The sequence below is a fragment of the Gilvibacter sp. genome, from assembly GCF_013214815.1.
GTDB lineage: Bacteria > Bacteroidota > Bacteroidia > Flavobacteriales > Flavobacteriaceae > Gilvibacter.
In genome coordinates this window covers 1-12,066 of the sequence record NZ_JABSPU010000011.1, presented here as the reverse complement: position 1 = coordinate 12,066, position 12,066 = coordinate 1, and the positions used below count along the sequence as shown (strand labels likewise).

At 43.8% G+C, this 12,066-nt stretch carries 10 protein-coding genes and 1 pseudogene; 10 read left to right on the top strand and 1 reads right to left on the bottom strand.

Translation table 11 applies throughout. The annotated features are described in order from the left end of the window. The 10 genes from HRT75_RS04000 to HRT75_RS03955 form a co-directional block, all read left to right on the top strand. Nucleotides 1–295, top strand: a 295-nt coding sequence (locus tag HRT75_RS04000; RefSeq protein ID WP_291182921.1) for a hypothetical protein, incomplete at its 5' end; no start/stop codon positions are given. Between the two features lie 2 nt (nucleotides 296–297). Further along, entirely contained in the window at nucleotides 298–1,311 is a 1,014-nt protein-coding gene (locus HRT75_RS03995; RefSeq protein WP_291182918.1) for a polysaccharide biosynthesis protein, read from the top strand. Nucleotides 1,312–1,316: 5 nt separating this feature from the next. Next, on the top strand, nucleotides 1,317–2,438 hold the full coding sequence (locus HRT75_RS03990) for an NAD-dependent epimerase/dehydratase family protein (protein ID WP_291182916.1): 1,122 nt from the start codon (nucleotides 1,317–1,319) through the stop codon (nucleotides 2,436–2,438). A 55-nt stretch (nucleotides 2,439–2,493) separates the two neighbouring features. After that, the gene (gene wecB, locus HRT75_RS03985; RefSeq protein WP_291182914.1) at nucleotides 2,494–3,627 is read left to right on the top strand and encodes a UDP-N-acetylglucosamine 2-epimerase (non-hydrolyzing); all 1,134 of its coding nucleotides are present in this window, start codon (nucleotides 2,494–2,496) and stop codon (nucleotides 3,625–3,627) included. Between the two features lie 5 nt (nucleotides 3,628–3,632). Further along, the gene (locus HRT75_RS03980) at nucleotides 3,633–4,859 is read left to right on the top strand and encodes a glycosyltransferase family 4 protein (protein WP_291182912.1); all 1,227 of its coding nucleotides are present in this window, start codon (nucleotides 3,633–3,635) and stop codon (nucleotides 4,857–4,859) included. Then, nucleotides 4,844–5,725 carry a sulfotransferase gene (locus tag HRT75_RS03975; protein ID WP_291182910.1) on the top strand — a complete coding sequence of 294 codons (882 nt, stop codon included), beginning with the start codon at nucleotides 4,844–4,846 and terminating at the stop codon, nucleotides 5,723–5,725. The genes HRT75_RS03980 and HRT75_RS03975 overlap by 16 nt, the downstream gene beginning before the upstream one ends. Then, the gene (locus HRT75_RS03970) at nucleotides 5,709–6,302 is read left to right on the top strand and encodes a sugar transferase (protein ID WP_291182908.1); all 594 of its coding nucleotides are present in this window, start codon (nucleotides 5,709–5,711) and stop codon (nucleotides 6,300–6,302) included. The genes HRT75_RS03975 and HRT75_RS03970 overlap by 17 nt, the downstream gene beginning before the upstream one ends. Next, nucleotides 6,299–7,438: an aminotransferase class I/II-fold pyridoxal phosphate-dependent enzyme gene (locus HRT75_RS03965; protein WP_291182906.1), complete on the top strand. Its 1,140-nt coding sequence runs from the start codon at nucleotides 6,299–6,301 to the stop codon at nucleotides 7,436–7,438. Before HRT75_RS03970 ends, HRT75_RS03965 begins: the two co-directional genes overlap by 4 nt. Nucleotides 7,439–7,453: 15 nt before the next feature. Continuing rightward, nucleotides 7,454–9,490 carry a nucleoside-diphosphate sugar epimerase/dehydratase gene (locus HRT75_RS03960; protein WP_291182904.1) on the top strand — a complete coding sequence of 679 codons (2,037 nt, stop codon included), beginning with the start codon at nucleotides 7,454–7,456 and terminating at the stop codon, nucleotides 9,488–9,490. 152 nt (nucleotides 9,491–9,642) lie between these two features. Next, entirely contained in the window at nucleotides 9,643–10,860 is a 1,218-nt protein-coding gene (locus HRT75_RS03955; protein ID WP_291182902.1) for a capsule assembly Wzi family protein, read from the top strand. Between the two features lie 99 nt (nucleotides 10,861–10,959). On the opposite strand, the pseudogene HRT75_RS03950 reads toward HRT75_RS03955, so the two are convergent. Continuing rightward, nucleotides 10,960–12,066: pseudogene (locus tag HRT75_RS03950) on the bottom strand (hypothetical protein); the annotation flags it as partial.

Here is a 12,066-nt window from a genome sequence, read left to right as displayed (position 1 = left end):
GGTTTTAATACCTTCAAAATCTGAGAGTTTTTGCCATGTTTTTTTTGAGGCAATAGAGTCTCGAAAATTAGTTTTGGCCAGTACGGGATTGCCATGGAAACCCGCTAATCAGCAAGTTTCAGGTACCCTGGTAGACCTTGAGGTGAACTTATGGAGGGATCGCATATTGGAGATTATGACTTATGATCAGCAAACCTATCGCGATCAGCAAAGAGAACTAGTGAGCTACTATAAAGGCGTGTTTGATACTACCAATGCAGATACCCTAAATGGAATAAAAAAGATCTTAAAATAATTATGGAACTTAAAAACAAGAAACTTCTAATAACGGGAGGAACAGGTTCGTTTGGTAATGCTGTTTTATCGAGATTTCTGGATACAGATCATTTTTCTGAGATCCGCATCTTTTCTCGTGACGAGAAAAAACAGGACGATCTAAGACGCAAACTGGCTAATCCAAAAGTAAAGTTCTATATCGGGGACGTACGTGATTACAATGCAGTATTCAACGCCATGCGCGGGGTGGATTACGTATTTCACGCGGCTGCTTTAAAACAAGTGCCTTCCTGCGAATTCTTTCCGGTAGAAGCGGTAAAGACCAATGTATTGGGTACAGAGAATGTTTTGGAAGCAGCCATTTCTAATAATGTAGCTAATGTCGTTGTACTGAGCACGGATAAAGCTGTATACCCAATCAACGCAATGGGAATCTCTAAGGCGATGATGGAAAAGGTATTGGTTGCTAAGTCCAGAAATGCTGGCAACACCATCATCAGTGGAACGCGCTATGGTAACGTAATGGCTTCAAGAGGTTCGGTAATTCCTTTGTTCGTAGAGCAGATTCAACAGGGAGCACCATTGACCCTTACCGATCCCAATATGACACGCTTTATGATGACCTTGGAGGATGCGGTAGATCTTGTACTTTTTGCATTTAACAATGCGCGTCCTGGAGATATGTTTGTGCAAAAGGCACCAGCGGCTACCATTGAAGTACTGGCCAAAGCCGTGAAAGAGCTTTACAACAGTGATTCAGAGATCAAGGTTATTGGAACACGTCACGGAGAAAAGCTTTACGAATCGCTACTGACAAGGGAAGAAGTGATCAAAGCTGAAGATCTTGGTGAATATTACCGCATTCCAGCAGATAATCGTGACCTCAACTATGCAAACTACTTCTCTAAAGGGGAGGTTGATATGAGTAAAGTGGAGGATTATCATTCTCACAACACAGAACGTCTTGATATTGAAGGTATGAAACAACTGCTGCTTAAGCTGGAGTTTATTAGAGAAGACGTTGCTAATCAATAGACATTATGATTCGAGTTGGCATCACCGGACAAGCAGGTTTCATCGGGCAACATCTCTACAACTTCTTAGGAACAAAAACGGAGCAAATAAGTCGTACGGATTTTGAGCGCAGCCTGTTTGATAAGCCTGAGGATCTTGCAAATTGGGTTGCGAACTGTGATGTGATTGTTCACATAGCTGCAATGAATCGGCATGAAGATCCACAAGTCATTTACGATACTAATGTAGGTCTTGTTCAAAAGTTGATTGACGCCTGTCAATCGGCAGCCGTAACTCCAAAGATTATATTTAGCTCTTCAACACAGGAAGAGCAGGACAACCTTTACGGACAATCCAAACGCGACGGTCGAAAACTACTAGAGACCTGGGCGCAACAGCAGGCCGGAAGCGTGACTTCCCTCTTAATTCCAAATGTCTTTGGTCCCTTCGGAAAACCGTTTTACAATTCCTTTATTGCTACCTTTTGTCATTTGTTGAACACGGGTGGAGCTCCAGAAGTGCATCAGGATGCTACTGTATCCCTGATCTACGTAAATGCCTTGGTAGAACACTTCTATCAGCAGATCCAGAGTGATAGTTCCGGTGTTGCGTTTAAAGCAATAGAAGCGCCTTATCAGGCAAAAGTGACCGAAGTGCTCCAAAAACTCGAGCATTTTAAATCGATCTATGTGGAGAACAACCAAGTGCCAGACATTAGTAGCGGCTTTGATATTGATTTGTTCAACACCTTTACCTCATACATTCCGAAGGAGTATTTCCCACGCAAATTCACTATGCATACGGACAATCGCGGTGCATTTGTAGAGATCATGCGAGCTGGAACTTCCGGGCAGTCGTCCTATTCAACTACTGTTCCAGGCATTACACGAGGTAATCACTACCACACCAGAAAGGTGGAACGCTTTGCAGTGATCAAAGGAAAGGCCTGTATTAAACTCAGAAAGATCAATACCGATAAGGTCTATGAGTTTTTCTTAGACGGAAGCGAGCCGGCTTATGTGGATATGCCAATTTGGTATACTCATAACATTACCAATATTGGAGATGAGGAATTGATCACCCTGTTTTGGATCAATGAACCTTATGATCCGGAGGACCCAGACACCTATTTTGAATCCGTAGATTAATTGCTGCGGATTGTAAAGATTAACTCCTATTTTTGCCACAGAAAACCCAGTTGAGATGAAACAATTAAAAGTCGTAACCGTAGTAGGAACAAGACCTGAGATCATCAGGTTAGCCTGTGTGATGAAAGCGCTGGATGCCAATCCTGCCATTGAACATATCTTGGTGCATACCGGTCAGAATTACGACTATGAACTCAATGAAATCTTCTTTGAAGATCTGGGGATCAGAAAACCAGACCACTTTCTAGGAGCAGCGGGTAAAAATGCAACCGAAACCGTTGGGCGTATTTTAATTGGCATTGATCCTTTACTGGAAGAAATTCAACCCGATGCCTTTTTGGTCTTAGGAGATACCAACTCTTGCCTTTGCGCTATCCCTGCTAAAAAGCGCAAGATTCCTGTATTCCATATGGAAGCTGGGAACCGTTGTTTTGATCAAAGAGTACCAGAAGAGACCAACAGAAAGATCGTGGATCACGTTGCCGACATCAACCTTACCTACAGTGATATTGCGAGAGAATACTTGTTGCGAGAAGGTTTGTCTCCAGATCGTGTGATCAAAACAGGTAGCCCGATGTTTGAGGTTTTGAATCAATTTGAAGCTAAGATCGCAGCATCTGATGTCTTGGAACGTTTGGACCTGAAAAAGCACGAGTACTTTGTAGTTTCAGCCCACCGCGAGGAGAACATCAGCAATCCAAGAAATTTTGACGGCCTGATCACTTCGCTGAACACGATCGCAGAGCAATACGATTACCCAGTGATTGTGTCAACCCACCCAAGAACCCGTAATATGCTGGAAGCCAAGGAGGTTAAGGCCCATAAGAACATTCAGTTTCTAAAACCTTTGGGGTTCAGTGATTACAATGCCTTACAGGTAAATTCATTCGTGGTACTGTCTGATAGTGGGACGATCTCTGAGGAATCTTCCATTTTGAACTTTCACGCTTTGAATATTCGTGAAGCTCACGAGCGCCCTGAGGCTATGGAAGAAGCTTCTGTAATGATGGTTGGGTTGCAACCGGAGCGGATTTTGCAAGGATTGGCAGCTTTAAGCGTTCAAAAACGAGCTCCAGAACGCAACTTTAGGCCAGTTGCAGATTACAGCATGCCTAATGTGTCTGAAAAAGTAGTGCGAATCATCATATCCTACACGGACTATATCAACCGCGTAGTTTGGTCTAAGTGATCGCCATGCGAATCCTGATTGTAAAACAACTCTTTAATCCGGAACCCACAGCCAAAAGCCTTGACTTTGCCAAAGAACTGGTAAGACGCGGCCATGAGGTAGAGGTGTTGACCGGGTTTCCTTCCTATCCGATAGGTAAAATATATCCTGGCTTTAAACAGCGCTTGTACAAACGCGAACACATGGAAGGCGTGAACCTGATCCGTGTGCCAATCTATCCCGATCACAGTGCTTCTGGGTTCAAACGTTTTTTGCATTATTTGAGCTATGCGCTTAGCGCGACCTTTATTGGATTGTGGCTCATTAAAAAGCCCGATGTCTGTTTTGTATATCAAGGGGCTATACCTGTAGCCGTTCCTGCAATTGTGCTCAAAAAGCTGCGTGGTGTGCGTTTTGTATATGATATCAACGACCTCTGGCCAGAGACCGTGGCCACTTCAGGCATGCTTACCAACCCTAAAGCACTAAAAGTCATCAATGCTTGGTGCAATTGGAATTACCGCAACGCAGGATTCATAACCGTTTGTACTCCTGGATTTAAAAAGAAGTTGACCGCTAAGGGAGTCCCTGCTGAAAAAATGCAATTTGTGAGCAATTGGTCCCGAGACCGCATTGATGATACTCCTTTGGATCAGCAGCGCTACGAAAAATATTTTAAGGCAGATGCTGTGAATCTGCTCTATGCGGGCAATCTAGGAATTGTGCAGGCTTTAGATGTAGTTTTGGAAGCTGCCAAAGCCTTTCAAGGCCTTGCAGATCAGCGCATTAACTTGATTCTATTGGGGGGCGGTGCCGATGAGACTCGTCTGAAGGAGAAAGCCGCTGATATGGGCTTGGATAATTTGCAGTTCATTCCCAGAGTGCAATCGGAAGAGGTGAGTATGTTCTTAAATGCTGCGGATGTGCTTTTGGTACACTTGAAAAAAGATCCGCTCTTTGAGATCACGATTCCGTCTAAAATATTGGCCTATTTAAAATCCGGAAAGCCGATCCTGATGGGCTTGAAAGGAGATGCCAAAGAGATCTTAGAAGCTGCTGATGCTGGCTTTGCCTTTGAACCAGACAGTACAGAAGATTTTATACGAGCCATCCACGCATTTTTAGACTTGGATGGACAAAAGCGCAAAGCACTCGGAGTACAAGGCGCTGCTTATTATCAAAAAGCACTCTCACTGGAATCTAGTGTTGATGCTATAGAAGAAAAACTTGAAATGTTATGCCGAAAGAGCTAAATCATACCCCAGTAATAATCATAGGTGCGGGCAGAACTGGCACCAATATGCTGCGTGATGTAATTTGCAGCATTGCTGGTTTTGGTACTTGGGATTGCGATGAGATCAATCCGGTTTGGAGGTATGGCAATCGTTTTGAACCCACGGACATTTTAGCTCCGCAGTTGGCGAGTCCAAAGGTGAAAAATTACATTAGAGGACGGTTCAATCAACTCAAAGAATCTCAAAATTTGGAATTTGTAGTGGAAAAGACCTGCGCGAACTCCTTGCGTCTGGCTTTTGTGCACGAGGTTTTTCCGGAGGCAAAGTACATTCTGATCAATCGAGATGGACGCGATGTGGCACCAAGCGCGAAGATCCGTTGGGCAGCTCCATTTGAACTCAATTATACCTTAAAAAAGCTCAAGCAAACACCTCTGCGGGATCTGCCGTATTATGTCTGGAAGTTTGGGATAAACCGTTTAAAACAGGCCTTTGGAGCTGATAGACTTTCTTTTTGGGGTCCTGTTTACCCAGGAATTGACGCAGATTTCAAAACAAAAAGTCTTTTAGAGGTTTGTGCGCTGCAATGGCAAGCCTGTGTTCATGCAACGCAAGCGGATAAAAACCAATTAGACGCCAATCAATTCATTGAAGTGAAATACGAGCAATTTGTGAATAATCCGCAGGAAGAACTAAAAACCATCCTTGAGTTTTTAGGAAAAACAAGCGCTACGTCTGAGGAGGTTTCTGAGGCTGTTGCAAGAGTCTCCAACCGCAGTGTTGGCTCCCATGAAAAGCTCAGTAAAGAAGAGCAGCAAGCTTTGAACGAAATTTGTGAACCAACCTTACAAGCCTTAAATTACGACAATGTCTCCAACCAATAAGTTCATCAAGCGTGCCTTTGATCTAGTGGTCTCAGCCATTGGTCTTTTGTTTTTTGGTTGGTTGATCTTGATTTGTGCGGTCTTGGCAAGACTGGACACTGGGCTATCCGGATTTTTTAAACAAACACGTGTAGGCAAAGACACCAAACTCTTTAAAGTATACAAACTGCGTTCCATGCGCAATATAGAAGGAGTAACTACTACGGTAAGTACCAGTAAAGATCCAAGAATCACCAAGATGGGTGCTTTTTGGAGGAAGTCAAAACTCGACGAATTGCCGCAGTTGATCAACGTTTTTAAAGGCGAAATGAGTTTTGTGGGGCCGCGTCCAGATGTTCCAGGTTTTATGGATAAGCTAGAAGGCGAAGACCGTGTTTTACTTGACATTCGTCCTGGAATCACGGGTCCAGCATCCATTTATTTTAAAGATGAGGAGGCACTCTTGGCGGCTCAAGTAGATCCTGAAAAATACAATGCTGAGGTTATCTGGCCTAAAAAGGTCGAACTCAACAAAGAATACATAGAGAACTACAGTATCTTTAAAGATATTGGCTATATCATAAAAACAGTTTTATGAGCGAACTACCCAAAATATGGTTGTCTTCTCCGCATATGGGAGGAACAGAACAAAATTATGTAAATGAGGCCTTTGCCCGGAATTGGATCGCTCCTTTAGGTCCGAACGTAACTGGTTTTGAGCAGGCGCTTGAAGATTATTTAGGTGCTGGCAATCACACCGCTTGTTTGTCTTCGGGAACTGCTGCGATTCATTTGGCGCTATTGCATGCGGGAGTAGGAGCAGGAGATGAGGTACTCTGCCAATCGTTTACCTTTTGTGGGACCTCTAATCCAATCATTTACCAAGGCGCAACTCCAGTCTTTGTGGACTCAGAAGCAACTACTTGGAATATGAGTCCGCAGCACCTAGAGACCGCTATAAAAGCGAGGTTAGCGGCTGGGGTAAAACCCAAAGCGGTATTGATGGTTCATCTCTATGGGATGCCTGGTCAAATTGATAAAATAGAGGCAATCTGCAAGGAATATGGTATTTTCTTGATAGAAGATGCTGCAGAGGCCTTGGGTTCTAGTTATAAGGGGCGCAAGTGTGGAACCTTTGGAGACCTATCAATCTTATCCTTCAACGGAAATAAGATCATTACAACTTCTGGTGGAGGCGCTTTAGTTTGCCGTACGGAAGCGCAAAAGCAAAAAACGATCTTTTGGGCCACGCAAGCTAGAGATCAAGCTCCGCATTACCAGCATTCAGAAGTTGGCTATAATTATCGGATGAGTAATATCGTAGCCGGTATTGGTAGAGGGCAGATGGAGGTTTTGGATAAACACGTGGGATTGCGCAGACAGAATAATGAATTCTACCGTGAACTGTTCCAAGATTCAGACATGGTGGAAGTCCTTAAAGAATCCTCAGAAGATGCCTACAGCAACCACTGGTTGTCCGCTATAATCTTTAAAAAATCGGATGATCAGCGTAATAATGAAAAATTACGTATATTTTTGCAAGCAAATAACATAGAAAGCAGACCTTTGTGGAAGCCTATGCATTTACAACCGGTTTTTGACGGAGCCTTGTTTTATGGCGACGGAACTGCGGAAGAGTTATTTAAAAAAGGATTGTGCATGCCTTCTGGTTCCAATTTGACGGATGCTGACCGGGACCGGATTAAAAAGGCGATACTTCAGTTTATGGAGTAGCAATAGCACACGAGTATGGCAGGAAAATTACGTAACGCGCTTCAAATCATTCTTTCCTCTAAGGACAATGCATTAGACGTCAGAAGTCTAAAGTATCTACCCAGGTGGTGCGTTCTTCTTATTGACACTTTCTTATTGGTTTGTTCTATTGTCCTTACGGCAATAGTGCTTAAAGACCTTCAAATTCAGTATTTACCGCTGTTGAGTGCAACCCAACAGATCTTAATGATTGTAGGGGTGCATTTTGGGTTTATGTTATTATTCAAGACCTATGCGGGCTTGGTGCGTCACAGTTCTTATATGGATGCATTAAAGCTCTTGCTAGCCTCTGTAAGTACCTTTGGCGTACTTATGGTAATTAACTATTCCATGGTTGCCATGAAGGGGGAGAAGATCTTTTTGAATTCCTCATTGGTGTTATATCTATTCTTCTCGTTTACTTTTTTATTCTTGTTCCGATTGGCGGTGAAGCAACTTTATGAGTACTTCAAGATTGCCCAAAAAGGGGAAGAAATGGAGAAGGCCGTGATCATTGGTATTGATGAGAACGCGATTTCTATTGCAGCTGCTTTAGATATAGAACACCCTCAGCGTTTTCAAATTCAAGGATTTGTAGCAACACGCAATATCAACAAGCGTTTGCAGATCTTAGGAAAGCCGGTGATCAAGCTGGAAAGTAAGTTATCAGATCAGATCAAGGAACTCAATGCATCCGCAGTGATTATGTCTGGGAGTGATTTGTCTTCCAATCAGAAATTTGCCATAGTAGAAGACTGTTTGGAACACGATATGAAAGTTTACAATTCTCCTTTGGTCTTGGATTGGAGTGAGAATAAGTCGGTTGCCAATCAGGTAAAGAATCTGCAAATTGAAGATCTGCTGGAGCGCGATCCTATTGTCCTTCACAATGACGAAAAGATCAAACAGTTGAGTGATAAGACTGTTATGGTAACGGGTGGAGCAGGATCCATTGGTAGTGAGATCGTTAGACAGCTGGCCAAGTTCAACCCTAAATTGGTTTTGGTGTTGGATCAGGCCGAAACACCGCTGCATAACCTCCAGTTAGAATTACAGGCGAATCATCCAGAGTTGAATATCAAATGTTTGATCTGTGATGTGGCTAATAGAAACCGTTTAGGCGTTTTCTTTAAAAAGTACAATATTGATGTGATCTACCACGCGGCGGCCTACAAACACGTGCCGCTTATGGAAGACAACTCACCAGAAGCGGTAATCACCAACGTATACGGAACCAAGAATCTAGCGGATCTGGCTGTTTTAAATAAAGTGAAGCGCTTTGTGATGGTTTCTACGGACAAGGCTGTAAACCCAAGTAATGTAATGGGGGCTTCCAAACGCGCCGCTGAGATGTATGTGCAGTCGCGGAACTATTATGTGAATAGTGAAGGGAATTCTCCCGAGACCAAATTCATCACCACGCGTTTTGGAAACGTCTTAGGATCCAACGGAAGTGTAGTGCCGCTCTTCAAAAAACAAATTGAAAAAGGCGGTCCGGTAACCATTACGCATCCAGATATCATTCGTTATTTCATGACCATTCCAGAAGCCTGTCAATTGGTATTGGAAGCTGGCGCAATGGGGCAGGGAGGAGAGATCTATATCTTTGATATGGGAGAACCTGTTAAGATCATGGACCTAGCCAAAAAGATGATCAAGCTTGCTGGATATGAGCCCGATCAGGACATAGGGATTAAGATTACAGGATTGCGTCCTGGAGAGAAACTCTATGAAGAACTTATCAGTGATTCATCGCGTGCATTGCCTACGCATCACGAAAAGATCCTTATTGCTAAAGATGTGATCAAGGACTTTGATATTGTCAGTAAAAAGGTGAACAAAATCATAGAAGCCGCTCTTCGACATGACGATCACAGCGTGGTAACTAAAATGAAAGCCTTAGTGCCCGAGTTCATCAGTAAGAACTCCGACTTTGAGTGTTTGGATCTCAGTGATCAGGAGATCATGGATCTCAAGGATACTCCAGTTGATCAACCAGAGATCGTAGCACCAGAGGTCCTACAGAAAAAATAAACCAACCGAACATGCGATTCTTCCAACCTAAAATTAAATGCTTTGGGGCTCTTTTGCTTTTTTCGGCATTCAGCTTTGCACAGGAGTATAATTATCAAGCAACAGGCGGTGTTCGCGTTTTTAAAAGTAGCCAACAAAACTTACCTTTTTGGATGCAAGCCAACACCAATGGTGCGGTAGGAGCAGGGACTAATTTCTTGGTAGATGGCGGATTATCTGGGCAACTAATGCTCAATAATGGTTGGCAAATCTCTGGGAAAGCCAGTCTTTTTTATCGTGACGAGGTGCCCGATGAATTGCAAAGAGACGAACTCTACGCCCAATTGGATACACCTTGGTTATCTGTGGTTATAGGTTCCCGCCGCAACGAAGACCGTTTTGATGGTCTTGGATTGGTGCAAGACAATTTTCTCTTGAGTGGAAACGCAAGAGCGCTTCCAGGACTCTTGGTGGAAGCACCAGGTCCTCAACGAATTTTTAAAGGAGTCGCTCTGGATTGGGGGATTGGACACTATGAGCTCAATGATGATCGCTTTGTGGATGATGCCATGTTGCATTTTAAGCGATTGGCAGCAGTGATAACCTTAAGCCCTCGAACCACTTTGAAGGCTGGAATACAGCACTACGCCCAATGGGGTGGAAATTCCCCGGAACGTGGAGAGCAACCTTCTGGGTTCTCTGATTTCATAGATATTTTTTTTGCTAGTCAGGGAAGTGATTCCGCTTCAGATACAGATCGAGCGAACGCTTTAGGAAACCATCTAGGGATATATGAACTTGAGGTCAATCACCGTACTACCTACGGTAACTTGCGTTTCTATCATTCGCATCCTTTTGAGGACGGCTCAGGAACCCGTCTAAAGAACTTTCCAGACGGAATCTGGGGTTTTTATTATGACCCGAATACAGAAGACTATACAAGTCTTTTTAAAGGTTTAGTAGTAGAATATTTTCAGACTACAGATCAAAGTGGGGCAACTGGTGATGCCGGAAGGGATAATTATTTTAGAAGCGGTGTTTATCGCTCCGGATGGACCTATGACGGGAACATCTTGGGATTGCCTTTTATTTCTATGGATGAAACTGGTTTGGAAATTGCAAACAACCGCGTCAGAGGAATCCATTTAGGCTTGAGTGCAGGTCACGGGTCTTGGCTCGTTTATACCAAAGCTACTGCTTGGGAGAATTTTGGATCATTCCGTATGGACGGTACCATTGATCCGCCAGAGCAGATTCTCAATACTTTTGTCGGTGTTCAGTATGACTTTAAAAAATACGGTGTCCTCAATTTGCAGGCAGCTGCGGACTGGGGGGACGGCTTCAGAGATACTTATGGAGTTAGTCTTGGGTATCGCATTTCCATTCAATAAAAAAGCCATCCCTTTTTTAAAAGAGGTGACTTTACAAGACCGTTCTCCGGTAATTGAGGCTATGAAGAGCCTCGGTCTAGCACATTCAATTTAATCTTATTAATCACAGCTGGCTGCCTCACGGCCAAAGGTCAAAAGGTCTTCGGTGCCATCACCACCACTGATATCGCGCAGTCTTATGACGTTCTCATCAAATTCAATGACCTCCCAGTCGTCAAGGATTTCATCAAAAGGGAAGGCTTCTCCAAAGTCGAGAAAAAGGTCCAGTCCAGAGTCGTCATTAATGATATCCCATTCACCTTCAACTGTCTCGTCTCCAGCAACCGCTACCGCAATGCCATCAGCACCAAATTCAAAGGTGTATTCGCAGAATAAGTTGGTCTCATCCACATCGTCAAAGTAGTTGGTTTCAAACCAAGCTTTGTCAGTTAAAACCGCTGCCAGTGCTTCTACTTCTGGATCAGGGTCGCCATCAGTAGAACCATCACAGCTGCTTTCAAATTCCAGATTATCATCACCCAATCGCAACTCTACATAAGCCCCATCGTCTTCAACTTCCAGTTCGTGTAAGATCCAATCGTCATTAAAATCTGGCAAGCCTTCAATTTCAATAACTACAGTGATTTCCTCACCGCTCCAAGAACTTTCCCAAGTTCCAAAAAACTCGTCCGAATCGGTCTCTACAATAACTTCTCCGCTTTCTGTAAAGGTGAAGGCGTATCCTTCATAGGTTTCCCCAAGTTCTACATCATCGCACTCAAGTTCAGCCACATGCCAAGGAGAACATCCCGTCAAGAGATCAGAAAGATCCTCAAGGGTGCAGTCTTCACAATCGTCGTCGTCATAATCGTAGTCATCGTCCTCATCACAGGCGTCCTCAGCCTCTTCAATTACATCTTCTAATTGCTCGAGATCTTCAATGACTACCGTAGTGCCATCAGCAAGGACAATGCTAATTGCCTCTTGTTCTAGCCGGGGGTGAGGAGCCCGAGCTTTTACTTCTACCACCTTGCCGCGCTCGTCTATTCTAAATTGCACACTGATGCGTTGACGTCCTTCCAAACCGAGTTCTACCGCCAGGTCTGTATCAAAGTTCTTCTGGACAAAAGCCATTACTTTATCAGACAGGCATTTCTTTTTGGCGGTTTTGTCGGCTAAGGCTTCACAACCGGGGTATATGGGCACTTCTTCTATGACGTGGAAGGG